Genomic DNA, 25185 nt, shown 5'->3' on the forward strand with positions numbered 1-25185 from the left:
GATCTCAGGCGAGTTTGACGTCGGCCACCAGCGGCAGCGTCGGCGTCGCCGATCCCTTCGGAGGTTCGATCGTGACGCCCACGTCGGTCGCTCCGGGCAGCCCCTCGAGCACCACGACGTCGGCCGCCTGGCCCTCGTTGAGCACCCCGGCCGACTGCGGGGCGCCGCCGGGCCGGATGGTCCACAGCTGATAGACCCGGCCGGTCGGCGCGGCCTCGGCGGCCAGCATCACGACACCCGCGTTGTGCAGGCGCGAGGTCGCCACGGTGACCCGGCCGCCGGTCGACACGTCCTGCCGGCTCAGCACCACGTCGGGGGCGGCCAGAATCGTCCGGACCCGCGCCTGCTCGGCCCGCGCCGCCTCGGCGACCTGCCGCTGGTCGCGTACGCGCTGGTCCTGCACCGCATAGACGGCCGAACCGGCGCCGACCGCGGCCACCACCGCGGCGGCCGCGGCCGCGAAACGGCGCCGGCGCGGAGCCGTACGGGTCACCGGAGCGGCCTCGACGGCGGGCGGCGCCTGACGGGTGCGCCCGATCTCGGTCATGACGTTCTCGCGCAACCAGGGCGGCGGCACCGACCAGGTGTTGTCGGCCAGCCGCGCCGCCGTCTCGCCCAACTCGGTCACCTCGATCCGGCACGCGTCGCACTCGCGCAGGTGGCGCTCGAACGCGGCCCGCTCGATGTCGTCCACCGCGTCGAGCACATAGGCGCCGACCAGGGTGTGGATGTCTATGGTCACGCCGAGGCCCCCGCTCCCATGCAGTCGCGCAGGCGGATCAGCCCGTCGCGCATTCTCGTCTTCACCGTCGGCAGCGGTGTGCCGAGCAGTTCGGCCACCCGCGGATACGAATGACCCTGGTAGTAGGCCAGCGTCACGGCCTGCCGCTGCAGCTCGGTCAGATCGTCGAGGCAGCGGCGCACCTGCTGGCGTTCGAGCCGCCCGTTGACCTCGTCGGCCACCGCGTCGTACGGGGTGTCGACCGAGGCCACCCCGGCTCGGATGGTCCGCTCGCCGGCCGCCTGCTCGGAGCGCACCCGGTCGACGGCCCGCCGGTGGGCGATCGTGAAGATCCAGGACGTGGCCGAGCCACGCTCCGGGTCGAAGCGGGCCGCCATCCGCCACACCTCGACCAGCGCCTCCTGGGCCACCTCCTCGGCCTGGGCCGGATCGCGCAGCACCCGCCGGATCAGTCCGTACACGCGGGGCGCGACCAGGTCGTAGAGCTTGCCGAAGGCCTTCTCGTCACCCCGGGCAACCTCCCGCAGCAGGTCACCCGCGTCCGCCGGGGGCGGACCCACCGCCGGGACCGCCGCCAGATGGTCCGGGCGACGGCCGGCACCGCGCTCCGCCATGGGATCCGCCTTTCGCTGTTCCAGCCATTCAAACCCCGATTCGGCACACGGGGACGCCCGGACGGGTCAGGCGGCGAGAATTTCCTTACAACCTCGATCGGGACGTCCCCGTCTATTGGTGGACGACAGGACGGGAGCGGGGATGAACGACGAGTCGGACGCGGGGTACCTCGAGTACGTCTCCGGCCGGACACCGGCACTGCGGCGCATGGCCTTCCTGCTCGGCGGCGACGAGCACCAGGCCGACGACCTGGTGCAGGAGACGATCACCAAGCTATACGCGAAGTGGCCGCGGGTGTCGAAGGTCGAGAACGTCGACGCCTACGTGCACACCATGCTCGTCCGCGCCTTCCTCGACGAGAAACGCCGGGGCTGGTGGAAGGTGAGCCTGCGGGACGCGCCACCCGAGAGACCGGCCCCGGCGGAGCCCCCGTCGGAGGAGAAGGCGATCCTGCGGGCCGCCCTGAACCGGATTCCCGCCCGTCAGCAGGCCGTGCTGGTGCTGCGCTTCCTGTGCGACCGGTCGGTCGCCGAGGTGGCCCAGTTGCTCGGCTGCTCCGAAGGCACCGTGAAGAGCCAGACCTCGCACGGGCTGAACGCCCTGCGCCGGATCCTGGGCGACCGCGTCGGAGGTGTGCTGTGAACGACGACGAGTACGGATCTCAGTTGCTCAGCCCCCTGCGGGGCGAACCGGCCGGGCCGCCCGCCGTCGACGTGGTCCGGGCCATGCGCGAGGGCCGCCGGATGCGCCGCCGCCGCTGGTGGACCGGTGGCTCGGCCCTGGCCGCCCTGCTCGCCGCCGGGTTGACCGGTGGCTTGCTGGTGGCGAACCGGGAGCCGGAGCCGAGCCCGATCCGGCCCGCCGCCTGCACGGCCGCCGCCCTGCCGATCGGGAAGCACCGGGACGTCGAGGTGACCGGGGCCGACCCGAGCGGCGCCTGGATCGTCGGCACCTCTGCCTACAAAGAGGGCGGGCCCACCCCGACCTCGATCCTGGTGTGGCACAACGGCGAGCTGGTGACCGATCTGAAGCCGGCCGGGCTGCGCAAGGGCAGCGACGGGGTCCGGATGGCCGACGTCAACGCCTCCGGTGTGGCGGTCGGCGGCAACACCGACGGCTACCCCGACCCGTACGTCATCGAAGGGGGAAAGATCCGGAAGCTGGCCGGCGGTCCCGGCGAGGCCGATGCGATCAACGACGCCGGGGTGATCGTCGGCAAGGCCGGGCCGCCCAACCAGGAACGGCCGGTGCGATGGGCCTCGCCCGACGCCGATCCGGTGCCGCTCCCGCTGCAGGACGACCCCCTTTCCGTCCGATCGACGGTCACCGGCATCACGCCGGACGGCACCGTCTTCGGGACGATCAACTGGAAGGCGTACCTGTGGCGACCCGACGGCACCCACGGGTATCTCGAGACGCCGGCCGTCGAGGGCCGACGGGTCAACGGCTTCACGCCGATGGTGCAGCGGGAAGGCTGGCTCTACGGCGCTCTCCACACGGCCGCGCCCGGCTCGAAGACGCCACCGCTGCCGCCGAACGGCAGGGCCGAGGTCTATCGGTACGAGCTGACGACCGGCGCTTGGCAGAAGGTCACCGACGACTGGAAACAGGCGCAGCTCGCCGGCGCCGGCCCCGAAGGGGAGAACCCCCTGCAGGCCGAGCCGAAGATCTACGTCGGCCAGTCGGTGCTCGACCTGCCGCCGCTCGCGCCACCCGCACCGTTACCGGCCTCGGCACCGGCCGGCCTGTCCCCCGGTGGCAGCCGGGTCGATTTCCTCAGTGACGACGCCCGCGTCGCGGCGGGCACGGCGACGGACTTCAGGGGCAAACTCAGCGACCGGAGGTCCGTGCCGGTCATCTGGCGCTGTCGATAGCCACCGTACGACCCGAGGCGACCGCTTCCTGCGCGGCGACCAGGATGGCGGTCACCTCGGCGCCGAACTTCACGTCGAGCTCGACCGGCGGCCCTCCGGCGGCCGCGGCGATCAGCTGGTCGATGGCCACGCCGAGGGCGTCGGTGGGCGACCACGGCGCGTCCGGCACCGGGCGCACGCCGGCCCCGCCCGCGAACTGGGCGTCCTCGCGCTCGGCGGCCGTCGGCGCGTCCACCGAGAGGGTGAGGTTGCTGATCGTGCCGCTCGCGTGGCGCAGCAGCAGGTGGGTCATGTCGCGCGGGCCGGCCATCCCGGCCACCTCGGTCACCGGGCCCAGCACCGGCAGCACCAGCGCCAGGGCGTGCGGGCCGACGTCCCACAGGCCGCCGCTCTCTTTGCGCCAAGCCGACGCGCCGAACGGGTTGTCCTCGGTGAAGATCGAGCCGAGGTGGTCGACCCGGCCCTCGGTCCAGCCGCCGACCGCCGCCGCGTCGGCCACGAACTCGGCGATCTGCGGGAACAGGCGGCGGGTGAAGAAGACCACCGAGGCCAGGTTGCGCTCGGCCACGGCGTCGACGATCGCCGCCGCCTCCTCGTTGGTGAACGCGACCGGCTTGTCGAGCAGCAGGTGCTTGCCCTGCTGGGCGGCCTTCAGGGCCAGCGGCGCCTGCACGTTGGGCGGCAGGGCGACCGCTACGGCGTCCACATCGGCGAGCAGTTCGTCCTGATCGGCGTACGCGCGGACGTTGAACTCACCGGCAAGTTCGGCCGCCTTGTCGGGATTGCGGCCCCAGACCCCCACGAACTCGGCGTCGGGGTGGGCCGCCAGGGCCGGGGCGTGGGCCAGGTGCGCCCAGGGTCCAGTGCCGAACAGTCCGAAGCGCATTGGTGTCGCCTGCCTCTCTAGGGTCCAGCCGCAAGCTACCAGGGCTAGATCCATCAGTACGCTGTGCCGGGTGAACGGTCCTCTGTCGGTGGCGACCATCGTCGTCGCCCTTGTGCTGGCGGTCTGGTATCTGCTGCGCTCCGCTCTCAACCGCGCGCCGAGCCGCTACGACCTGCTGGCCGCGGCGGCGCTCACCGTGCTGGTGGCTGTCCTGCTGGCGGTCGCCGTCATCGGCCTGTTCGACGGCGAGCGGCCCAGCGACACCGTCACCTTCATCGGTTACCTCATCACGACCATCGCCTTCACCCCGGTCGCGGCCTATCTGGCCCGCTTGGAGCCGACCCGGTGGGGCAGCCTCATTCTCGGCGTCGCCTGCCTGGTGATTCCGGTTCTCGTGCTGCGCCTGCAGCAGATTGCGTCGGTGACCGGTGCCTGAAGCCTCCGCCCGCCCCCGCGACGCCGCCCTCGGTTCCGGTCTCGGCCGGGTGCTGCTGCTGGTGTACGGCGTTTTCGCGCTCTCGGCCAGCGCCCGGGCGCTCGTGCAGATCACCACCAAGTTCGGCGAGGCGCCGCTGGCCTACCTGCTGTCGGCCTTCGCCGGTCTGGTCTACATCTCGGCCACCGTCGGCCTGGCGATCGGCGGCGCCCGCGGCCGGCTGATCGCCCTGGTCAGCTGCTCGATCGAGCTGCTCGGGGTGCTCGTGGTGGGCATCCTGACCACGGCCGACGCCGGCGACTTCCCCGACGACACGGTGTGGTCGCACTTCGGCAGCGGCTACGGCTACGTGCCGCTGGTGCTGCCGTTCATCGGCCTGTGGTGGATCTGGCGCCACCGGCCGCGCCCCGCTTAGTCGTCGGCCTCTGGAGCAGCCGGCGGCGTGCTCAGTCGTCGGCTTCGATGGTGTGCGGCACGAAGAAGCTCATGTCGTTGGTGACCAGGCCCTTGGTGCCGAGGCCCTCGCGGATGCCCATGCCGGCCGGCTCGCCGTCGATCAGCCACGACCCGATCACGGGGTGCACCGTGCCCTCGAGCCCCTCGAAGGACGGGAGTTCGCTGAGCTCCTGCACGACGAAGCGCCCGTCCGACCCGTACTCGGAAGGGTTTTCGACGATCGTCTGCCCGTCGCGCACGAGCGTGACCGAACCGCCCTCGCGGCCCCAGATCGGCTTCTTGGCATAGCTCTTGAGCGAGGACGCCTTGGAGGACTCGGCGAAGTAGGCCGGGAGCAGGTATTTGCTGCGCTCCGGGTTGTCGCCGAACAGCATCCACAGCACCGGCAGCAGCGCCTTGTTGCCGAGCAGGGCGGCCTTGTAGGGCGGCTCGATCCACACCGTGCCGTGCTTGGTGGGGTCGGCCATGTTGCGGAAGAAGGCCTTGCCGCCCTCCTCAGTCCAGAACCACTCCCACGGATAGAGCATGAAGATGATGTCGATCGGCTCGGACTGGCTCTCCTTGCCGGGGGCGGGCACGAACACCACGCGGTCGCCGGCCACGTCCCAGCCGATCTGGCTCATGGCGATCAGCTCGACCGGGTAGCCCGCCTCCTCGGCCGTGGCCATCAGGTACGCGACGTTCATGCGGTCCTCGCCGGAGGTCTCCGACGTCTCGTACGCGAAAAAGATCTTGGGCTTTTCCGGGAGCCACGTGCGGGCCTCGCGCAGCCTGGCGATGTTGCGCCGCCACGCGCCGGGATCGCCCGGCTCGCCGGGAGCCGCGGGCCAGCCGACCAGGCGGTCGTGGATCGAGTTCCACTGCCGCCACGGGTGCTTGGTCAGGTTGGTCTGGTCGGCCCAGTGCCACTGGATGACCGCGCTCTCGACCAGCGAGGTCGGCGTCTGCGCGTTGAACTCGAGCAGCTTGGGGGTGCTGCCGGCGCCGTTGTACCAGAGGTCGAACCGGCCGTAGATGCTCGGCGAGTAGTCCGGCGCCTCCATCGGCAGGCGCATCTCGGGGTCTTTGTCGTAGTGCGTCCACGTCTCGGCGTCGCCGTCGAACCACGTGCGGATGATCTGCTCGTGGGCGAACTCGGGGATGCCGATCCGAGCCAGATAGCAGCTCTGCGGATTGCACACGGACGCGAAGTAGCCGTCCTTGCGGCCCTGCACGGTGTGGCGCGGGCACTGCCGGACCATCCAGTCGCCGGCCTCGAGGCACATCTCGAACAGGGCGGTGGTGGCCGTCTCGAGCTCTTCGATCTCGGCCGCGGTGAAGTCGTAGTACGGGCCTTCCTGCCAGTACGAGACCATCGTGCCGTCGGGCAGCTCGGTGTCGTTGTAGGTCAGCCCGAGGCTGTAGTTGGTGAGCTTCCAGCCGTCGCGGACCGGCCCGTGCGGAACTCGGCGCACGCTCAGCCGCCCGAGCTCTTGCTGGAACCGCGGGCCGCGCCGCCCTTGCCGACCACGCTGGTCTTCACCGTGCCGTTACCGATCTTGCCGGTGGCGGGCAGCCCGAAGGACTGCCGCGCGGCCCGGTCGTTGTACGCGAACTTGTTGCCCCCGGCCGGCAGCGTGTAACCGACCGGGTAGCCCGGCCGGTAGGCCGAGGAGTACCAGATGAAGAAGGGCAGGGCCCCGAGACCGGAACCGCCGTTGTTGTTGTCGTCGTCGCAGTAGTCCTCGTCGACAACGGTGCCGTTCGCATCGGCGCAGTAGAAGCCGGCGTCCTGGTAGTCGTCGTCGTTGTCGCACGCCGCCGCGCCACCCGCCGCAAGAAGCAAGAAAGTGCTGGTCAGCGACACACTACGCGAGCTCATGCGTCGGTTCATCATCATCCCTTTGTAGCGCGTCGCAGCAACTTCCGCCCTAGGCGCGGGGCCCCCCGGCAACATAGATGACCTGCCCCGAGACGAAACCGGCGCCCTCGCTGACGAGGAAGGATACGGTGTTCGCCACGTCCTCGGGGCGACCCGCCCGGCCCACGGGAATCTGAGCCACGGCGGCCTTCTCGAACTGGGCGAAATCCACCCCGACGCGGGCCGCGGTGGCCGCCGTCATGTCGGTGACGATGAAGCCGGGCGCCACCGCGTTGGCCGTGATGCCGAACCGGCCCAGCTCGATGGCCAGCGTCTTGGTGAAGCCCTGCAGACCGGCCTTGGCCGCCGCGTAGTTGGCCTGGCCGCGGTTGCCGAGGGCCGAGGTGCTGGAGAGGCTGACGATGCGCCCCCAGCCGGCGTCGACCATGTGTTTCTGCACGGCCCGGCTGAACAGGAAGGCGCCGCGCAGGTGGACCGCCATCACGGTCTCCCAGTCGTCGTCGGTCATCTTGAACAGCAGGTTGTCGCGCAGCACGCCGGCGTTGTTGACCAGCACGGTGGGCGCGCCCAGCTCGGCCGCGACCCGGTCGACAGCGGTGTTGACCTGGATCGGGTCGGAGACGTCGGCCCCGACGGCCAGCGCCGTCCCACCCGCGTCGTGGATGGCGGTCACCGTGTTGGCGCAGGCTCCCTCGTCGAGGTCGACGACGGCGACGGACATGCCGTCGGCGGCGAGCTGGCGAGCGGTGGCCTCACCGATGCCGCGGGCGGCTCCGGTGACGATGGCGACGCGGGTGGGAGCGGACTGGGACACTATCGGCCTCCGTCGATAAATTTGCACTGGGAGTGCACTTTAACCTGCGATCACGGGTTCCGGCACAGGCGGATCCACCGGTATCCGTAGCCGGCGACCTCAACCTTGTCCCATTTGCCGAGCTCGGGGTATTCCTGGTCGGCCAGGACGTCGTTGGGCTGATCCGCCTCGGCGGCCAGGGCGCTGAGATCGAGGGTCGCCGCCTCGGTACCCAGGTTGTGCACGAAGACCATCGTGCCGGTCTCGCCGTCGGCGCGGTGGACCAACACACTGGTCGGACCCGGAATATCGATGTGCGTGCAGCTGCCCGCCCCGACCTCGGGAGCTTCCCGGAGCGTACGGATCATGCGCTCGAACCAGGAGAGCAACGATTGCGGGTCGTGGCGCTGCAGCGTGACGTTGACCTTCTCCCAGCCGAAGTCGCCGCCTGAGATCACCGGGCGCACCAGGTCACCGGTCTTGGCGGACGAGAAACCGCCGTTGGCCGTGAGCGACCACTGCATGCCGGTGCGGATGGCGTGCCGGCCCTCCTGCGACAGGTCCTCGCCCATGCCAATTTCCTCGCCGTAGCGCAGGACCGGGGTGCCGCGCAGGCTGAACTGCAGGGCGTAGGCCAGCTCGAGGTGCCGCCGGTCGTTGCCGAGCATGGGCGCCAGCCGCCGCCGGATGCCCCGGCCGTACAGCTGCATGTTCTCGTCGGGGCCGAACTTGGCGAACACCTCGGCCCGCTGCTCGGCGGTGAGGCGGGACAGGTCGATCTCGTCGTGGTTGCGCAGGAAGGTGGCCCACTGACCGCCCAGCGGCAGCTTGGGGGTGTCACGGAGGCCGTCGATGATCGGTTCGGCGTCCTCGCGGGCCAGGGCCAGCACCAGGCGGGTGTTGAGCATGAAGTCGAACAGCATGTGGATGCGGCTGTTCGAGCCGCCGCCGTCGCCGAAGAACTTGGTCAGCTCGGCCGGCTCGACGTTCGCCTCGGCCAGCAGCACCGCGTCGCCCTTACGCCACTGCACCCACTGCCGCAGCTCGGTCAGGAAGTCGAGGTCTTTGGGAGAGTTGGGGTTGCCGGGCTGCGTCTCCTCGATGATGAAGGGGACGGCGTCCATGCGGAACCCGGCCACACCCAGCTGCAGCCAGAACGCGCAGATCTTCTTGATCTCTTCGCGGACCTCGGGGTTGGTGATGTTGAGATCCGGCTGGAATTTGTAGAACCGGTGGTAGTACCAGAGCTTGGCCGTGCGGTCGTAGGTCCAGGTCTCGTCCTGCTCGCCCGGGAAGACCATGCCCTGCTTACGGTCGGCCGGCTCAGTGTCGGACCAGACGTACCAGTCGCGGTACGGCGAGTCGGGCGACGACCGGGCCGACTGGAACCACGGGTGCTTGTCCGAGGTGTGGTTGACGACCAGGTCGATGATCACCTTGATGCCGAGGTTGCCCGCCTGGTGCAGCAGCTCGGCGAAGTCGCCCAGATTCCCGAACCGCGGGTCGACGTTGTAGAAGTCGGTCACGTCGTAGCCGTCGTCGCGGTCGGGCGACGGGTGGATCGGGTTGAGCCACAGGCAGGTGACGCCCAGCCGGGCCAGATAGTCGAGCCGGCCGATCATCCCTCGGATGTCACCGCACCCGTCCCCGTCGGAGTCGGCGAAGGTGTCGATGTCGGCGCAGTAGACAACGGCTTTCTGATACCACCGGTCAGTCATGCCCCTCTACTTCACCCTGACCCCGACGGGCCAAACCGCCCGGCCGCACGACCGGCATTCTGCCGCGCAGCCGGGGTTCCCGTCCGCCGTCACTTGACCGCCTGACCGCCCGCCGCGCGACCGCCTGCCGTCACGCGGCTGCGTGCCCGCCCTCGGCCAGCCGGCCGCGCCGGTCGAGCAGCGACGCGCCGATGAAGACGGCGGCCGGCGCCAGCCCGAGCACGGCCCACTGGACGGGGTTGATCATGTGGGTCGACTCGGGGTGGCCCATGTTGTAGACGATGAACTCGCCGAAGCCGAACTCGATCACCGGCACCGTCGCGACCACCGGCGCCGCCCAGCACAGCAGCCGGGTCCGCAGCCGGCGCTCCTGCCGGAAGATCGCCATCGCGGCCAGCACCACCGCGACCAGCACGATGATCCACTGCAGGTCGTAGGCCCCGGTCCGTAGCGGCGGAGCCAGCACGCCCTGCACCACCAGAACCGTGCTCGCGGCGACTATCCACTGCCAGCCCCGCGGCCGGGCCGTGCCGCGATCGGCGACCAGCCCGGCGATCAGCACCAGAGCCGCCGAGACGATCAGCCAGTAGGCGTACAGCACCGTGGCTGGCGTCTCCACATAGGATCGCGCCGGAACCAGGATCTCGCCGGCCAGCCCGGCCGAGGCGCCGGCCGCACCGAGCAGCCGCCACCCGAGCAGGGCGGCCGCCAGCGCGACACCCCAGGCCAGAACCCGCACCCAGCTCGTCACCTCGATGTACTGCGTGCCGACCTCGGCGTAGTGGCGCACCGTGACGTACAGCTCGCTCACGAGGCGGCGCAATGCGACGGCGAAGAGCAGCATCGCCCCGAAGATCTGCACCACCCGGGCCGCCCGGCTCTCGCCGGCCCACAGGCCGCGGAAATGGGCGGCAACCGCCCCGCGGGCGACGTCGAACGCCTGGGCCGGGCCCGGGCGCGGGTCGGCCATCAGGACGCCCAGCATCTCGTCGCCGTATTCCTGCCGGAAGTCGCGCGGATAGAGCGCGAGCAGGCGGCGGTAGCGGATCTCGGTCACGCGGTGGCTCCCCCGAAGTCGGCGCGGCGGGCGCGCAGGCGCCCCTCGGCGATGGTGGCCTGCTCACGCAGGCGGGCGGTCTCGGCTGCGAGGCTCTGCTCGCCGGCCCCCGTGAGCCGGTAGTAGCGCCGCAGGCGGGACTGGACGACCTCTTCCCGATCGACCTCGATCAGGCCCTCGCCCCGCAACCGGTCGAGTGCCGCATAGAGCGTGCCCGCCCGCAAGCGGACCCGCCCCCCGGTCATGCCCTCGACGTCTTCGATCACGGCATAGCCGTGCCGGGCCTCGCCGGCCAGCGCCGTGAGGATCAAGAAGGTCGGCTCGTTCACACCGGAAGCATATGCCGACCGTCGGTATATATCCAGCGCCGGCAGCCGCCGATTTCCCGGAGCGCGGACGCGAGGGGCACTGCGCTGCGGGTTCAGGTTCGTTTCAGGCGCGCCGGGTAGAAGAAAACGGTGGCTGCGACGGATCTGGCACAGGCAGGCGGACTGACGGGCTGGGTGGCCTCGGTCATCGAGTCGCTCGGTGAGGTGGGCGTCGGCCTGCTGGTGGCGCTCGAGAACATCGTGCCGCCCATCCCCAGCGAGATCGTGCTGTCGATGGCGGGCTACCTGGCCAGCGAGGGCCGCGTCAACCTGATCCTGGTCTTCGTCGCCGCCACGGCCGGCTCGGTGCTGGGCGCCCTGGCCCTCTACTGGTTGGGCTACGCGCTCGGTGAGGACCGGCTGCGCCGCTGGCTCGACCACATCCCCCTGGTCGACGCGGACGACCTCGACCAGGCCGACCGCTGGTTCGAGCGGCACGCCAAGGCGGCGGTGCTCTTCGGCCGCTGCGCCCCGGTCGTCCGCAGCCTGATCTCCATACCGGCCGGCGCCAACCACATGCCGCTGATCCAGTTCACCGTCTTCACCACGATCGGCAGCGGGGTGTGGAACGCGTTGTTCGTCGGCGGCGGCTACGCGCTCGGCTCGCGCTGGCAGAACGTCGAGAAGTACAGCCACTGGTTCGACTACGCCATCTACGCATTGCTGATCGTCGGCATCGGCAGCTGGGTCGTCAAGAAGGTGCGCAAACGGCGACGCGCGGCCGCTGGACGTTAGCGGCCGCGCGTCTTTCCAACAACGTCAGAAGCCGGCGCTGACCTTCGTGAAGGCCCAGTCGGCCTGCGCGATGCCGGAGCAGTCGGAGACCACGCCGCCACCAGCGCAGCCGCGGTCCCGGTTGACCGACCAGAAGGTGAAGCGGGACAGGCCCTTGCTCTTGGCGTAGTCGCGGATCCGGGTCCACGTCTCGACCGTGGTGAGCTCCTGCTGGTCCGACAGGCCGTTCATGCCCGAGATGCCGACGTGCGAGTACGCCTGGGCGTCGGTGTAGCCGAACGTCGTCTTGAGCAGGTTCTTCAGACCCTCGGTGGCGCCGACGGTCGAGCCGTACATGTCCGCGCCGCCGCCGAAGTCGAACGGCATCTGGGTGAAGATGTCGATGTTGGCGTTGAGCGCCTTGGCCTGCTGCACCAGCCGGGTGCCGTAGTAGTTCGGGCCGGTCGGCGAGGTGCCGAAGGTCAGGATCGTCTTCACCGACGGGTTCTTCTGCTTGACGATCTTCAGGGCGTTCAGCACGCGGTCCTGCACGACGGTGTTCTCGAACTCGTCGGAGTTCTCGATGTCGATGTCGATCGACTTGAGCTGGAACGCGTCGATGATCTTCTGGTACGCGCCGGCCAGCGCCTCGGGCGTCGAGCAGTTCGGGCCGAGCTTGTTGCCGCTCCACCCGCCGACCGACGGCACGATGTCGATGCCGGCCGCCCGGGCCTGGGCGATGTAGCCGGCGTGCACGCCGCCGGTCAGGCCGCTCTCGCCGTCCCAGGCCGGGTTGCAGCCGTTGCTGGCGAGCACAAAGGCGATGGTGAACGCCTTGACGCCGGTCGAGGCGAGCGTCGACGGCGCCGGCGGGTTGCCCCAGCCGGGGTAGACGTACGGCGCCGAGATCATCTTGGTGCCGGTCGACGGCGGGTTCGTCGGGGGCGTGGTCGGCGGCTTCGTGGTGGGCGAAGTCGTCGGGGGCGTGGTGCCACCGCCGCAGGCGCCGTCGTTCTTCCAGACGTCCCACTGTCCACTGTGTGTGGCCGGGGACTCGTTCTGCGTCCACCACTTGGCGCTGTAGTTGATGCCGTTCTGCGAGGCGGTGTTCCCGCCCACGTAGACGGCGCTGGAGCTCCAGGCGGGGGCACACGCGGCGGCGGCGCTCGAGGTGGCCATCGGCAGTACCGCGGCGGCCGTGCCGGCGGCGGCGACGGTGCCGAGGATGAGCAACTTCCTGCTCAACTTCACGGGGATGTCCTTCTTCACGGGGTGGGGGTTCAGGGGAGGGTGGCGAGGTGGGGCTTGACGGTGTTGGCGAAGCCGTTGCCGTTGGTGACGTCCCAGTTGATCGACCAGGTCATCGCGCCCCGGAGGCCCGGGTAGGTGGCCGGCGGCTTGAAGGAGCCGCAGTTGGTGCCGCGGGCCAGGCAGTCGAGCGCCTGGTTGACCACGGTCGGGGCGACGTAGCCACCGCCGGCGGCCCGGGTGCTGGCCGGCAGGCCGAGCGCGACCTGGTCGGGGCGCAGGCCGCCCTGGGTCTGGATGCAGGCCAGCGCGGTCAGGAAGTTCACGGTGCCCTGCGAGTAGGCGTTCATCTGGTCGCAGCCGAGCATCGCGCCCGAGTTGTAGAACTGGGTGAACACCACGGTCAGGATGTCCTTGATGCTCAGCGCGAGCGCGAAGTAGGACGACTGCGGGTTCTGCATGTCGATGGTCTGCGGGGCCATCGTGATGATGAGGTTCGCCCCCACCTTCGAGCGCAGGCTGCGCAGCGCCTGGGCCATGTAGGTGGCGTTGAGGCCGTTCTCCAGGTCGATGTCGACGCCGTCGAAGCCGTACGTGGTGATCAGGCGGTGCACCGAGTCGGCGAACGCGGTCGCGGCGGCGGCGCTGTTGACGGCGACCGTGCCCTTCTCACCGCCGACCGAGATGACGACCTTCTTGCCCCGCGAGTGCAGGGTGGCGATGTCGGCCTTGAACTGGGCGTCGGTGTACCCGCCGACCGCCGCGGCCAGGCCCGGGTCGAGGTTGAAGGTGACCGCGCCCTGGGTGGTGGTGGCGTCGGCGAAGGCGACCGCGATGAGGTCGTAGTTGTTCGGGACGGCGGCCAGCTTGAGGGGGGCGGCGCCGTTGTCGAAGTTCTGCCAGTAGCCGGTCAGGAAGTGCTTGGGCAGCTGGCCGTTCGACGGCGGGGTGGTGGGCGGCGTCGTCGGCGGGGTGGTCGGTGGAGTGGTGGGCGGTGTCGTCGGCGGCTTCGTGGGCGGGGTGGTCGGCGGCGTGGTCGGCGGGGTGGTCGGGCCGCTGCCGCAGGCGCCGTCGTTCTTCCAGACGTCCCACTGTCCACTGTGGGTGGCCGGGGACTCGTTCTGCGTCCACCACTTGGCGCTGTAATTGGTGCCGTTCTGCGACGCGGTGTTGCCGCCCACGTAGACCTGCGAGGCGCTCCAGGCCGGCGCGCAGGCCGCGGCGGCCGAGGCCGTGCTGGTGAAGTAGGTCGCCGCGCCACCGGCGACGAGCGCCGTGACGGTCGCCAGGATTACCGATCTGGATCGCCTCATGGCCATCCCCTCCACCCGAACCCAATGAGATGCATCAATCATTAGGACTGTTAACAGTAAAAGTCCAGAGGGCCGGACCTTAAACATCCTTAAAGGTCCGGCCCTGCGTACGCGGGTGGGGCTATCGACGGAACTGGATCCAGTTCACATTGACGAAGTCGGCCGACTGGCCGCTGGTGAAGGTCAGGTAGACCGTGTGCGTGCCGGTCACGTTCGAGACGTTGCCCGGGATCGACTGCCAGGTCTGCCAGCCACCCGTGCCGCCGAGCGCGAAGCTGCCGATCGGCGCGTTGCTGCGGCTGTCGACGCGCACCTCGATCAGGCCGCTCACGCCGGAGCCGGCGCCCGAGGCGACCCGGGCCACGAAGTCGCGCACGCCACCCGTACCGAAATTGACGTTATTGAATTGCAGCCAGTCGCCGTTGGCGATGTAACCGACGTCCTGACCGCCCTCGGAACACGTCTCGACCTGCACCCCGGCCGAGGAGTTGAACGACTCGGCCTCGATCCGCGAGTACGCGTCACGGGTGCCGCTGGGCGGCGGAGTCGTGGTCGGCGGGGTGGTCGGCGGCGTCGTGCCACCGCCCGAGCTCTGCCAGACGGCCACGTAGTCGACGAGCATGGGCACGCCGGGCTGGGTGGCCGAGGTGGGACCGCCACCGAACGCGGCCGGGAAACCGCCGCCGATCGCCACGTTGAGGATCACGAACATGCCGTGGTGGGTGGCGTTGTTCCAGGTGGTGGAGTCGACGGCGTTCGAGGTGAGGGTGAAGTAGTTGTTGCCGTCCAGGTACCAGCGCAGCTGCTCGGGCGAGGTGCTGCGGTCGTACTCGATCGCGTACGTGTGGAAGCCGGTCTTGCAGCCGCTGCAGGCCCGCTCGCCGCTGCCGATGCCGGTGGTCTCGTTGCACGGGCCACCCGGGTTGGTGCCGCAGTGCAGGGCGGCGAACACCGACTCGCGGCCGTTGATGTTCTCCATGATGTCCCACTCGCCGATGCCCGGCCAGTTCGTCGCGCCGACCGGACGGGCCGCCGCGCCGAGCGCCCAGAACGCCGGCCAGTACCCGGCGGCCGCGGCCCCGCTGACGTTGGGCTGCTGGATCCGCGCCTCGATGCGCACCTTGCCGCCGGTGGGCGCGGCGAAGTCGGTGCGCTGGGTCTCGACCCGGCCCGACGTCCAGTTGCCGGCCGAGTCGCGCAGCGGCTTGATCACCAGGTTGCCGCCGCCGTCCTGGTAGACGTTGTTCGTCGAGTCGGTCATGTACTCGACCTCGCCGGTGCCCCAGTTCGAGGCGCCGCCGGGGTAGCCGTGCCCGATGTCGTAGAGCCAGTTCGACCGGTTCAGCCCGGAGCCGGCGGCCCCGGTGAAGTCGTCGCTGAAGACCAGCGACATGCCGGACGGGGCGGGCGGAACGGCCGCGTTAGCGTTCAACGAGAACACCGCGGTGGCCGCGACGGCGAGCATCGCCGCAGCTGAGGCGAGCAAAGCCCGCATCCGTTTCCTGGACATGAGTGCGCCTTCCGTAGGGGGTGTGAGAGCGCTCTCACGGATTGCACGCTTGTTACAAAGTCGGTGTCAACATGGACGTACGTCAATTGCCCCTTCGTACCCAGGAACGGCACAGTTTCTGTGCGGCAACTACCGGGTAATCCGCGCGCATGGACAACGCGGGCTCGACCATCATTGACCCTGAGCTGGCCGAGAGAGCAGAGTCGAACGACCTGCACACGCTGGGCGTCGAAGAGGAATACCTGCTGGTGGACGCCGTCGAGCCACGCGCTGTCGAAGCCGTGGAAGAGGTGTTCGACCACCTGCCGGCCGAGATGCGCGACTCCGTGCAGCACGAATTCATGCGCAGCCAGATCGAGGTGGCCAGCCCGCCCCAGCTCGAACTCGGCGCATTGGCCAAGGCACTGCGCGAATTGCGCGCCGGGGTGGCCGACGCGGCCGAGGCGGCCGGCGCGCGGCTGCTGGCCATCGGCACCGGGCCGGCCGCGGGCGGGCGCATCCGCGTCGTCGACAATCCGCGTTACCACCGGATGCAGGAGCGCTTCGGCGACCTCTCCCCCGGCGCCGGCATGTGCGGCACCCATGTGCACGTGAGCATCCCCGACGACGAGACCGGCGTACAGGTGCTCAACCACCTGCGCCCCTGGCTGCCGATCTTTCAGGCCGCCACGGTGAATTCGCCGCTGTTCGAGGGGCGCGAGACCGGCTACGCGAGCTGGCGCTTCATGCTGTGGGAGCGCTGGCCCACCGTGGGCCCGGCGCCCTACCTGCGCTCGTTCCAGGACTACGAGACGATGATCGCCGACCTCGAGGCGAGCGGCGCGATGCTCGACGAGGGCATGCTCTACTGGTACGCCCGGCTGTCCGCCCGCTACCCCACGGTCGAGATCCGGATGGGCGACGTAATGCCCACCGCCGACGACGCGGTGCTGCTGGCCGCGCTGGCCCGGGCCCTGGTCGCCACGCTGGTCAACGAGGTGCGCGCGGGCGTCCCGGCCCCCGACGTGCCGCACCCGCTGCTGATGGCCGCGCACTGGCGGGCCGCGCACGACGGGCTCGAGGGCCTCAACATCGACATGGCCACCCGCGAGCCGCGCTCGGCGTGGAAGCTGATGCGCCAGCTCTTCGACTACGTGCGGCCCGAGCTCGAGCGCCACGGCGACCTCGAGATGGCCACCACCCTGCTGGGCAAGCTGCGCGCGCACGGCACCGGCGCCGCCCGGCAGAAGGCGATCCTGGCCCAGGGCGGCTCGGTGGCCGACGTCGTCGACCGTTTCGCCCGGCTCACTCGCGGGGAGTCGCCGGAAAAGTAGGCTGGGCGCGTGAAACTCGTCGTCATCGGCGGGGACGCCGCCGGCATGTCCGCCGCCTCGCAGGCCCGTAAGCGTCTGGGGCCGGACGAGCTGTCCATCGTCGTGTTCGAGCGGGGGCATTTCACCTCGTACTCGGCCTGCGGCATCCCGTACTGGATCGGCGGCGCCGTCGACGACCGGGACAAGCTCGTCGCCCGTACGCCCGAGGAGCACCGCAAGGCCGGCATCGACGTGCGGCTCGGGCACGAGGTGGTCGGCATCGACCTCGACCGCCGGGAAGTGCTCGCGCACAACCTCGACGACGGGGGCGAGGTGCGGCAGCCCTTCGACCACCTGGTGTACGCGGCGGGCGCCACCCCGGTCATGCCGGAGTGGGCCCGGGTGCGCGACGCGGGCGTCTTCGGCGTACAGACGCTCGGCGACGGCGAAGCCATCCACGCCTGGCTCGACCGGAAGCCGGAGCCGCGGAACGCGGTGGTCATCGGCGGCGGCTACATCGGCGTCGAGATGGCCGAGGCGATGGTGCTGCGCGGGCTCAAGGTGACGCTGCTCGACAAGGCGCCCCAGCCGATGGGCAAGACCGTCGACCCCGACATGGGCGCCCTCGTGCAGAAGTCGATGCGCGGGCTGGGCATCGAGGTCGTGACCGACGCCCACGTCGACGGGCTCGAGACCGAGGGCGGGCGGGTGCGGGCGGTGGTCACGCCGGACGGCACGCTGCCGGCCGACGTCGTGGTGCTGGGTCTGGGCGTACGACCGAACACCGCGCTCGCGAAAGAGGCCGGCCTGCCCGTGGGGTCGACCGGCGGCATCCGCACCGATCTGCGCATGCGGGTCGAGGGGCTGGAGGGCGTGTGGGCCGCCGGCGACTGCGTCGAGACCCAGCACCTGCTCACCGGCCGGCCCGTGCACGTGCCGCTCGGCACCCACGCCAACAAGCAGGGCCGGGTGGCCGGCATCAACATCGGCGGCGGCTACGCCACGTTCCCCGGCGTGATCGGCACCGCGGTCACCAAGGTGTGCGACCTCGAGGTGGCCCGCACCGGCCTGACCTCGAAGGAGGCGCACGCGGCGGGCTACTCGTTCGTCACCGCCACGGTCGACTCGACCAGCCGGGCCGGCTACTACCCCGGCGCCGAACTGATGACAGTCAAGCTGATCGCCGAGCGCCGCACCGGCCTGCTGCTGGGCGCGCAGATCGTCGGCCGCAACGAGGCGGCCAAGCGGATCGACGCCCTCGCGGTCGCCGCCTGGAACCGGATGACTGTGGAAGAGATGACGGCGCTCGATCTGAGCTACGCGCCGCCCTTCGCGCCGGTGTGGGACCCGGTTCTGATCGCTGCCCGAAAGGCCACCGAGGCGGTACACGCCAGCCTTTGACCGTATTTGTGTTTTCGGGGTGACACAGCGCGGCCAGCGGTTATCGCTGTGCGTAGCACTCCGGCCACCGATTCGGTCTCGCGCATGATCATGGGGCACGGTAGGAACGCAGCATGTCGCCGCAATCGCCCCGTATTCCGACGCAGGGTCACGCTTCGGCGATCTCCTCCACCGGGCGGCACCGGCGGCCCGAATCGCTGGCCGACGTCAGCGTGCGCAGCGGCCCCCGCGTCTCGATGACGTCGCTCGAGACGACTGTCCCGGCGCCCCGCGCCCCGCGTCATTCCCAGCCCGTGCGGGGAGGGCGGCATGCGGTAGCCCGGCCGACGCCCGGCACCCATCGCGCACCGGGCACGCTGCCGATCGAGTCCTGGATCCTGATGGGCAAGACGCGGCAGGGGGCCTTGCTGGCGTCGCTGGTCGCGATCGGCATCGTGCTGCTGGCCATGCCGGCCGAGCAGCGCCGCGACGGCTTCGACGCGGTGAACGCGGCCGCTCAGGCGGTGGCCGGCGTGCAGACCGAGAAGAAGGCGCCCCGCCCGGCCGCACCGCCGCCCGCCGCCGAATCCGCTGACTCCGGCGACTCCGATGGTTCCGCACGGGACGACGACGACAAGGCTCCGGCCGAGGACAAGGACGCCTCAGCTCCGGAAAAAGCGCAGCCCACGGCGAGTGCCCCGGCCACGCCCGAGGCCCCGGCGACCGAGGCCGCCGAGAAGCCCAAGCAGCCGGCCGCCGGCCCCGGCCAGTCGCTGCGCACCACCGGCAGCGAGGTGGTGGCACTGACCTTCGACGACGGCCCCGACCCGGTGCAGACCCCGAAGATCCTCCAACTGCTCGGCCAGTACGACGTGAAGGCCACCTTCTGCCTGGTCGGCGCCCAGGTCAAGCGGCACCCGGACATCGTCCGCCAGATCGTCGCCGAGGGGCACACGCTGTGCAACCACACCTGGGACCACAGCCTGACGATCGGTAAGGACGAGCCGGCCAAGATCAAGGCCGACCTCGACCGGACCAACGCCGCGATCCTGGCCGCCGTGCCCACCGCGAAGATCCCGTTCTTCCGGGCCCCCGGCGGCAACTTCACCGACCGCCTGGTCGGGGTGGCCGGCACCGCGGGGATGACCTCGCTCTACTGGCAGGTCGACCCGCGCGACTGGGACCACCCCGAGAAAGAGACCGAACCGCAGCACATCGCTCGGGTCGTCAAGGACGTGCGCGAGCAGGTGCGGCCGGGGTCGATCGTGCTGTCGCACGACTTCAACCAGCCGGCCACCATTGCCGCGTACGAGGAACTTCTGCCTTATCTGGCCGAGAAGTTCACCCTGGGCATTCCCTCGCCGGCGGAAGAGACCCCGACGCCGTCGGCTCCGCCCGCTACGCCGCCGGCTGACAGCTAGGACACCAGTAGAGGTTGCGCCCGGCCAGCGGGCCCCGCGCCACCTCGGTGCCACAGACCAGGCAGGGCTGCCCGGGACGGCGATAGACGTAGACCTCGCCGCCGTGCCGGTCGACACGCGGCGCCCGCTGCATGGCCTCGGGCGTGTGCCGGGTGTGCACGGTGTCGATGCGGCCGCGGGCCACGCCCTCTTTCATGAGCGCGCGCAGGTCGGTCCAGAGCTCGTCCCAGCACTCCGCGCTGATCGACCGTCCCGGGGTGGTCGGCGCCAGCCCGGCCCGGAACAACACCTCGTTGGCGTAGATCAGCCCGCACCCGGCCACGACCGACTGGTCGAGCAGCAGCGCGAAGAGGGTCTTGGTGCTTTTTCTTATCTTCCCGCCGGCGGCCTGGGCATCGGCGTCGTCGCGCAGCGGGTCGGCGCCCAGCCTGTCCCGCAGCATCTGCGCCTGGGCCGGGTCGAACACCTCGCACGCGGTCGGGCCGCGCAGGTCGAGCCAGTGCTGATCGGCCACGATCCGCATGCGCACCTGACCGATCGGCTCGGGCACCGGCGGCGTCCCGTCGGCGAATTTCCCGTACAGGCCGAGGTGCACGTGCACGCTGAGGTCGCCCTCGTAGTGGTGCAACAGATGTTTCCCGTACGCCTCGGTGTCGACCAACCGGCGCCCGTCGACCTCGGCCGCGCCGCCCGTGAACCGGCCTTGCGGACTGCTGACGCGCAGCCGCTGCCCGGCGAAGAGCTCGCGGTGGCGCCCCGCGAGCCGATGAATGGTGTGTCCCTCTGGCACGGTCAGCAACGGTACCTGGGCTATTTACAAATAAACTTAACAGTATTCATACTTGGCTATGCGCCGATCGATGATCTTCGCCATGGCCGTCGCGCTCGCGGCCGGTGGCGGCACTGTGTACCTCGCTTCCAGCGCCAGCGCAGCGGCCGCCTGCGCCCCGGCGTGGAGCTCGACCGCCGTCTACGTCAAGGACAACACGGCCTCGCAGAACGGCCACAACTACACCGCCAAGTGGTGGACCCAGAACGAGGCCCCGGCCACGCACAGCGCCCAGTGGGACGTCTGGATCGACAACGGCGTGTGCGGCGGCACCACACCTCCGCCGACAACCACCCCTCCTCCCACCACCACTCCCCCTCCTACGACTCCGCCGCCGACGACGCCCCCGCCTACCACTCAGCCTCCGAACACAAACCTGCCTAAGCGCGCGCTCATCGGCTACCTGCACTCGAGCTTCGCCAACGGCTCCGGCTACCTGCGGATGTCCGACGTGCCCAACAACTGGGACATCATCAACCTGGCCTTCGGCGAGCCGACCTCGGTGACCTCGGGCGACATCCAGTTCCGCCTGTGCCCCGCCACCGAATGCCCCGGCGTCGAGACCGAGGCCCAGTTCATCGCGGCCATCAAGGCCAAGCGTGATGCCGGCAAGAAGGTGCTGCTCTCCATCGGCGGCCAGAACGGCCAGGTACAACTGACCACGACGGCGGCCCGCGACAAGTTCGTCAGCTCGGTCAGCGCCATCATCGACAAGTACGGCCTCAACGGCGTCGACATCGACTTCGAAGGCCACTCGCTGTCGCTGAACACCGGCGACACCGACTTCAAGAACCCGACCACCCCGGTCATCGTCAACCTGATCGCCGCGCTGAAATCCCTGAAGGCCCGCTACGGCGCCGGTTTCGTGCTGACCATGGCCCCCGAGACGTTCTTCGTCCAGCTCGGCTACCAGTACTACGGCTCCGGCCCGTGGGGCGGCCAGGACCCGCGCGCCGGCTCCTACCTGCCGGTCATCCACGCGCTGCGCAACGACATCACCGTGCTGCACGTCCAGGACTACAACTCGGGCTCCATCATGGGCCTGGACAACCAGTACCACTCGATGGGCGGCGCCGACTTCCACATCGCCATGACTGACATGCTGCTGGCCGGCTTCCCGGTAGCGGGCAACACGGCCAACGTCTTCCCCGGCCTGCGCGAAGACCAGGTAGCCTTCGGCGCCCCGTCATCAGTGAGCGCAGGCAACGGCTATGTAGCCCCGTCGGCCATCCAGCAGGCCGTCAACTGCCTGATCCGCAACACCAACTGCGGCTCGTACACCCTGCGAAGCGGAACCAACCCGAACTTCCGCGGCCTGATGACCTGGTCAATCAACTGGGACAAGTTCTACAACTACGAGTTCCAAAACCAAAACGGCGCGTACCTGAAGGGAATAGCGTAAAGCCTTCCCGCCATCCAAAAGATCAAGATGCAAGGCCGAATGTCGTTTGCGGTAGCGGTGGTTGCAGCCCCACCGTTACCGCAATTCAAAGTCCAAAGATCAAAGGCCAGATGTCGTAGCAGGGTGGTGGGTACAGACCGTCGCTCCCGCCGAGGGCCCGGGCGGGGTGAGCTGGCCGCTGGCGCGTCCAGAACGCTCACCCCACCCGGGCGACCTGCGTAAGTGGTTGCGCTCAACCCCAAAGCCAGCCGCCACGCCGCCTCCGGATCCCACCCAGCCCTCAGATTGATCGCTCGAGCGGCAGACCAGCCGGCCGTCGCGCCGATCCTCGAACCCAGCGACGCCCCGCCCGCTTCACAGATGCACACCGACCCTGCTCCGGCCAACGCGCTTCAGCCCCACAGCCGGTCGCGTGGCTCACCGATGAGGACCGTCGGGCAGCGGTTGCCGCAGGCGCCAGCCCAACCCGCCGGTTGCACTATCTCGCCAACACCAACGCTGTCGGCGACGCGTGGAAACTGACTCCTAGCGACCTGAAGCCCAAGCGTCGTCAGGAGGTCAGCTTTCCAGCCGCCGTTGGCAAGCGCGTCCACGCGAAGCTGTGCGTTCGCGCAATACCCGTCACTCGTGCACCCGACGCCATCGTGACCCGCGCGAAGCTGCGCATCCGTTCAACCTCAACCACACTCGCGCAGCCAACGCCAACGCCCCCGCGCGAAGCTGCGCATTCGTGCAACCTCAGCCATATGCGCGCACCCGACGCCAATGCGTGCCAAGCGAAGATGCGCGTTCGTGCAACCTCGACCACACTCACGCAGCCAACGCCGACGCCAATGCCCGCGCGAAGCTGCGCACCCGTGCAACCCCGACCGCACTCGCGTAACCGCTGCCACCGCTCCCCCGCGAAGCGGCGCATTCGTGCAACCTCAGCCATATGCGCGCACCCGACGCCAATGCGTGCCAAGCGAAGATCCGCGTTCGAGCAACCTCGACCACACTCACGCAGCCAACGCCGACGCCAATGCCCGCGCGAAGCTGCGCACCCGTGCAACCCCGACCGCACCCGCGCAACCGCTGCCACCGCTCCCCCGCGAAGCGGCGCATTCGTGCAACCTTCCCCCGTATCCGCGCACCCGACGCCAACCCGCGCCGAAGCGAAGATGCGCATCCGTGCAACCTCGACCACACTCACGCAGCCAACGCCAACGCCCGCGCGAAACTGAGTATCCGTGCAATTCCGACCGCACTCGCGCAACCGCTCCCGCGCGAAGCTGCGCATCCGTGCAACTCAGGACCACACTCGCGCAACCAACGCCAACGCCCCCGCGCGAAGCTGCGCATTCGTGCAACCCCCACCGCAGTCGCGCAACCCACGCCCAACGCCATGCGTGAAGGTGGGCATTTGTGCAAGCCTCCGCCTTATCCGCGCGCCCGACGCCAACCCTTACCGCAACGAAGCTGCGCATCTGTGCAACCCCGACCACGCTCGCGCAACCGACGCCAACCACGATCGTGCAGTTAGAGCCGAACGCCTCTGCGCGAAGCTGCGCATTCGTGCAACGCCGACGTTGGACGCGTGCCTTACGAGAAGCGGTCGCGTGAAGTTGTGCGTTCGTGCGGTATCGATCGCACCCGTCGGTCAACGTTGAGCGGCGAGTGCAGGAGTCGCGCGCATGTTCGTGCAACACCGGACGTTCCGGGGCCGCTTGGCCGCCATCGACACGGCCACGCAAGAGCGGCGGCGAGTCGGCGATCTGGGTCGGCTTGCAGGTTCGAGCGACCGGTCCGGGCCGCGTGCTCGGCCGAGAGAAACCGGATAAGCGCACGCCTCAGGCGGCTGTCCTTACTGGACTCGGCGTGGCTGGGCTTGGCGCCTCGGGCGCCGGCTGGCGGGTGGGTAGGGCGAACGCCAGCAAAACGGCCAAGGCGGTGAAGCCGGTCGTCCACCAGAAGGCGGCGTGGAAGCTGGTGGTGGCGAGGATGACGGCCAGCAAAGCCACGCCGACCGAGCCGCCTATCTGCTGGGCTATGCGGGTGACGATGCTGGCGTGCGGCACCTGGTCGTGGGCCAGGCCCTGGAACGCCACAGTCATCAAAGGGATCATGACCAGGCCCAGGCCCAAACCGCGGAAGAAAAGCGCCACCAGCAAGCCCCACATCGGGGTGGCCACACCGGCGAAGGCGAAAGGCACAGTGGCCACGCCGACCAGCGCGAAGCCCAGGATCGACACCCAGCGGGCGCCGCTGCGTTCCAGCAGGCGGGTGGCGACGCTCCGGCTCAGCAAAGAGCCGACTCCCTGCGGAATCAGCAGCAGGCCGGCTCCTAGGGCGTCTTCGCCGCGTACCTCTTGCCAGTAGAGGGGCAACAGCAGCATTGCGCCGTACAGGGAGGCGCCGGAGAGGAACATGAGCGCAGTCGCGGCCCAGGTGGGACGGGAGCGCAACACCTCCAGGTCGACCAGGGCCGAACCGCGGCGGCGTACGGCCCACAGCGTGAACGCGAGCAGCAGCAAGGCGCCCCCGCTCATGGGAACAATGACGTCAGCGCGCGCGAAACCGCCCGTACCGGAAACGTTTGAGAGACCCCACAGCAGCGCTACCAACGCGGGCGACAGCAGCAGCAGGCCGACGAGATCGAGCTTGACCCGGCGACCGGGCTGCTCGGCCGGGATCAGCCGCCAGGCGAGGAACAGGCCGGCCAGGCAGAGCGGCACATTGACGAGGAACAGCCAGCGCCAGTCACCCGCTCCCAGGATCAGGCCGCCGATCACCGGTCCCAGGATGGGGCCGACGGCGGCCGGCAACGCGACCACTGACATGAGCCGGGCCCGGTCGGCCGGCTTGGCCGCCTGCATGACCATAGTGGACATCAGCGGCAGCATCGCGCCGCCGCCTACGCCTTGCACGGCGCGGAACGCGATGAGGCTGGACGCGTCCCAGGCCAGCGAGCAGAGCACCGAGCCGAGCAGGAACAGGCCGAGCGCCGCCATCCACAGGCGCTTGGCGCCGAGCCGGCTCTGCAGCCAGCCGACGACCGGGATCACAACGCCGAGGGCCAGCAGGTACGCGGTGGCCACCCACTGGATGGTGCTGACGTCGGCGTGCAGGTCGGCCGCCAGTTCGTGCAGCGCCACGCTGACGATCGTGGAGTCGAGGATGACCGTTATGCCACCCACGAGCACCGCGATCGAGGTGCGCAAAGCCGTGCGATCGAGGGACATTGGAACCGCCTTAAGATACGGAGCTGTATCTAACGTTGCCTACGATAAG

At 69.7% G+C, this 25185-nt stretch carries 23 protein-coding genes; 9 read left to right on the plus strand and 14 right to left on the minus strand.

Annotation, left to right across the window (positions count from 1 at the left end; all coding sequences use genetic code 11):
• Positions 1-4: 4 nt before the first annotated feature.
• A complete protein-coding gene (locus OWR29_RS21295; RefSeq protein ID WP_267564793.1) occupies positions 5-742 on the minus strand; it encodes an anti-sigma factor in 738 nt (245 codons plus the stop codon).
• Positions 739-1356 carry a sigma-70 family RNA polymerase sigma factor gene (locus tag OWR29_RS21300; protein WP_267564795.1) on the minus strand — a complete coding sequence of 206 codons (618 nt, stop codon included), beginning with the start codon at positions 1354-1356 and terminating at the stop codon, positions 739-741. The genes OWR29_RS21295 and OWR29_RS21300 overlap by 4 nt, the downstream gene beginning before the upstream one ends.
• Positions 1357-1498: 142 nt before the next feature.
• Between OWR29_RS21300 and OWR29_RS21305 the strand changes: the two genes are divergently transcribed.
• Both OWR29_RS21305 and OWR29_RS21310 read left to right on the plus strand, forming a co-directional pair.
• Entirely contained in the window at positions 1499-1999 is a 501-nt protein-coding gene (locus tag OWR29_RS21305) for a SigE family RNA polymerase sigma factor (protein WP_267564796.1), read from the plus strand.
• Complete coding sequence (locus tag OWR29_RS21310) at positions 1996-3231, plus strand: hypothetical protein (RefSeq protein ID WP_267564797.1); 1236 nt, start codon at positions 1996-1998, stop codon at positions 3229-3231. The genes OWR29_RS21305 and OWR29_RS21310 overlap by 4 nt, the downstream gene beginning before the upstream one ends.
• Here OWR29_RS21310 and OWR29_RS21315 read toward each other — a convergent pair.
• Positions 3212-4117, minus strand: a complete 906-nt coding sequence (locus tag OWR29_RS21315; RefSeq protein ID WP_267564798.1) for a Gfo/Idh/MocA family protein — start codon at positions 4115-4117, stop codon at positions 3212-3214. The two genes, OWR29_RS21310 and OWR29_RS21315, sit on opposite strands and share 20 nt — an antisense overlap.
• Before the next feature lie 70 nt (positions 4118-4187).
• Here OWR29_RS21315 and OWR29_RS21320 point away from each other — a divergent pair, with 70 nt between their 5' ends.
• Positions 4188-4553, plus strand: a complete 366-nt coding sequence (locus OWR29_RS21320) for a hypothetical protein (RefSeq protein ID WP_267564799.1) — start codon at positions 4188-4190, stop codon at positions 4551-4553.
• On the plus strand, positions 4546-4968 hold the full coding sequence (locus OWR29_RS21325; protein WP_267564800.1) for a hypothetical protein: 423 nt from the start codon (positions 4546-4548) through the stop codon (positions 4966-4968). The genes OWR29_RS21320 and OWR29_RS21325 overlap by 8 nt, the downstream gene beginning before the upstream one ends.
• A 31-nt stretch (positions 4969-4999) precedes the next feature.
• On the opposite strand, the gene OWR29_RS21330 is transcribed toward OWR29_RS21325, so the two are convergent.
• The 6 genes from OWR29_RS21330 to OWR29_RS21355 all read right to left on the minus strand — a co-directional run bounded on the left by OWR29_RS21330 (position 5000) and on the right by OWR29_RS21355 (position 10767).
• Complete coding sequence (locus OWR29_RS21330; protein ID WP_267564801.1) at positions 5000-6463, minus strand: glutathionylspermidine synthase family protein; 1464 nt, start codon at positions 6461-6463, stop codon at positions 5000-5002.
• 2 nt (positions 6464-6465) lie between these two features.
• Positions 6466-6870, minus strand: coding sequence for a hypothetical protein (locus tag OWR29_RS21335; RefSeq protein WP_267564802.1), 405 nt, complete (start codon positions 6868-6870; stop codon positions 6466-6468).
• Between the two features lie 49 nt (positions 6871-6919).
• Positions 6920-7684 carry a 3-oxoacyl-ACP reductase FabG gene (fabG, locus tag OWR29_RS21340; protein ID WP_267564803.1) on the minus strand — a complete coding sequence of 255 codons (765 nt, stop codon included), beginning with the start codon at positions 7682-7684 and terminating at the stop codon, positions 6920-6922.
• 50 nt (positions 7685-7734) lie between these two features.
• Positions 7735-9381, minus strand: a complete 1647-nt coding sequence (locus OWR29_RS21345; protein ID WP_267564804.1) for an alpha-amylase family protein — start codon at positions 9379-9381, stop codon at positions 7735-7737.
• A gap of 130 nt (positions 9382-9511) precedes the next feature.
• Complete coding sequence (locus OWR29_RS21350) at positions 9512-10438, minus strand: hypothetical protein (RefSeq protein ID WP_267564805.1); 927 nt, start codon at positions 10436-10438, stop codon at positions 9512-9514.
• Positions 10435-10767 (minus strand): PadR family transcriptional regulator, encoded by a 333-nt coding sequence (locus OWR29_RS21355; RefSeq protein ID WP_267564806.1) that lies wholly within the window; start codon positions 10765-10767, stop codon positions 10435-10437. The genes OWR29_RS21350 and OWR29_RS21355 overlap by 4 nt, the downstream gene beginning before the upstream one ends.
• 129 nt (positions 10768-10896) lie before the next feature.
• Here OWR29_RS21355 and OWR29_RS21360 point away from each other — a divergent pair, with 129 nt between their 5' ends.
• Positions 10897-11541: a DedA family protein gene (locus tag OWR29_RS21360; protein WP_267564807.1), complete on the plus strand. Its 645-nt coding sequence runs from the start codon at positions 10897-10899 to the stop codon at positions 11539-11541.
• Between the two features lie 24 nt (positions 11542-11565).
• Here OWR29_RS21360 and OWR29_RS21365 read toward each other — a convergent pair whose 3' ends face one another.
• From OWR29_RS21365 to OWR29_RS21375, 3 genes are all read right to left on the minus strand, one after another.
• Entirely contained in the window at positions 11566-12771 is a 1206-nt protein-coding gene (locus OWR29_RS21365) for a carbohydrate-binding protein (protein ID WP_267564808.1), read from the minus strand.
• A 29-nt stretch (positions 12772-12800) separates the two neighbouring features.
• Entirely contained in the window at positions 12801-14081 is a 1281-nt protein-coding gene (locus tag OWR29_RS21370; protein WP_267564809.1) for a chitinase, read from the minus strand.
• Between the two features lie 121 nt (positions 14082-14202).
• Positions 14203-15591: a carbohydrate-binding protein gene (locus tag OWR29_RS21375; protein WP_438872632.1), complete on the minus strand. Its 1389-nt coding sequence runs from the start codon at positions 15589-15591 to the stop codon at positions 14203-14205.
• A 149-nt stretch (positions 15592-15740) separates the two neighbouring features.
• Between OWR29_RS21375 and OWR29_RS21380 the strand changes: the two genes are divergently transcribed.
• The 3 genes from OWR29_RS21380 (at position 15741) to OWR29_RS21390 (ending at position 19684) form a co-directional block, all read left to right on the plus strand.
• Positions 15741-16904, plus strand: coding sequence for a carboxylate-amine ligase (locus tag OWR29_RS21380; RefSeq protein WP_267564811.1), 1164 nt, complete (start codon positions 15741-15743; stop codon positions 16902-16904).
• Between the two features lie 9 nt (positions 16905-16913).
• A complete protein-coding gene (locus OWR29_RS21385; protein WP_267564813.1) occupies positions 16914-18284 on the plus strand; it encodes an FAD-dependent oxidoreductase in 1371 nt (456 codons plus the stop codon).
• 113 nt (positions 18285-18397) lie between these two features.
• Complete coding sequence (locus tag OWR29_RS21390; RefSeq protein WP_267564814.1) at positions 18398-19684, plus strand: polysaccharide deacetylase family protein; 1287 nt, start codon at positions 18398-18400, stop codon at positions 19682-19684.
• On the opposite strand, the gene OWR29_RS21395 is transcribed toward OWR29_RS21390, so the two are convergent.
• Complete coding sequence (locus OWR29_RS21395; RefSeq protein ID WP_267564817.1) at positions 19662-20474, minus strand: Fpg/Nei family DNA glycosylase; 813 nt, start codon at positions 20472-20474, stop codon at positions 19662-19664. The two genes, OWR29_RS21390 and OWR29_RS21395, sit on opposite strands and share 23 nt — an antisense overlap.
• 58 nt (positions 20475-20532) lie before the next feature.
• On the opposite strand from OWR29_RS21395, the gene OWR29_RS21400 reads away from it, so the two are divergent.
• Positions 20533-21915 (plus strand): chitinase, encoded by a 1383-nt coding sequence (locus OWR29_RS21400; protein WP_267565110.1) that lies wholly within the window; start codon positions 20533-20535, stop codon positions 21913-21915.
• Between the two features lie 1829 nt (positions 21916-23744).
• On the opposite strand, the gene OWR29_RS21405 is transcribed toward OWR29_RS21400, so the two are convergent.
• Positions 23745-25136, minus strand: coding sequence for an MDR family MFS transporter (locus OWR29_RS21405; RefSeq protein WP_267564818.1), 1392 nt, complete (start codon positions 25134-25136; stop codon positions 23745-23747).
• Positions 25137-25185 lie beyond the last annotated feature (49 nt).

This window comes from Paractinoplanes pyxinae, from assembly GCF_026626335.1.
In the GTDB taxonomy this organism is placed as follows: Bacteria; Actinomycetota; Actinomycetes; order Mycobacteriales; family Micromonosporaceae; genus Actinoplanes; species Actinoplanes pyxinae.

Excerpts from the sequence above, each read along its gene's own strand:
- OWR29_RS21380 (WP_267564811.1), top strand. The coding sequence starts at position 15,741 with ATGGACAACGCGGGCTCGACCATCATTGACCCTGAGCTGGCCGAGAGA.
- OWR29_RS21405 (WP_267564818.1), bottom strand. The coding sequence starts at position 25,136 with ATGTCCCTCGATCGCACGGCTTTGCGCACCTCGATCGCGGTGCTCGTG.
- OWR29_RS21335 (WP_267564802.1), bottom strand. The coding sequence starts at position 6,870 with ATGAGCTCGCGTAGTGTGTCGCTGACCAGCACTTTCTTGCTTCTTGCG.
- OWR29_RS21400 (WP_267565110.1), top strand. The coding sequence starts at position 20,533 with ATGCGCCGATCGATGATCTTCGCCATGGCCGTCGCGCTCGCGGCCGGT.
- OWR29_RS21315 (WP_267564798.1), bottom strand. The coding sequence starts at position 4,117 with ATGCGCTTCGGACTGTTCGGCACTGGACCCTGGGCGCACCTGGCCCAC.
- OWR29_RS21345 (WP_267564804.1), bottom strand. The coding sequence starts at position 9,381 with ATGACTGACCGGTGGTATCAGAAAGCCGTTGTCTACTGCGCCGACATC.
- OWR29_RS21305 (WP_267564796.1), top strand. The coding sequence starts at position 1,499 with ATGAACGACGAGTCGGACGCGGGGTACCTCGAGTACGTCTCCGGCCGG.
- OWR29_RS21375 (WP_438872632.1), bottom strand. The coding sequence starts at position 15,591 with ATGTCCAGGAAACGGATGCGGGCTTTGCTCGCCTCAGCTGCGGCGATG.
- OWR29_RS21300 (WP_267564795.1), bottom strand. The coding sequence starts at position 1,356 with ATGGCGGAGCGCGGTGCCGGCCGTCGCCCGGACCATCTGGCGGCGGTC.
- OWR29_RS21370 (WP_267564809.1), bottom strand. The coding sequence starts at position 14,081 with ATGAGGCGATCCAGATCGGTAATCCTGGCGACCGTCACGGCGCTCGTC.
- OWR29_RS21390 (WP_267564814.1), top strand. The coding sequence starts at position 18,398 with ATGTCGCCGCAATCGCCCCGTATTCCGACGCAGGGTCACGCTTCGGCG.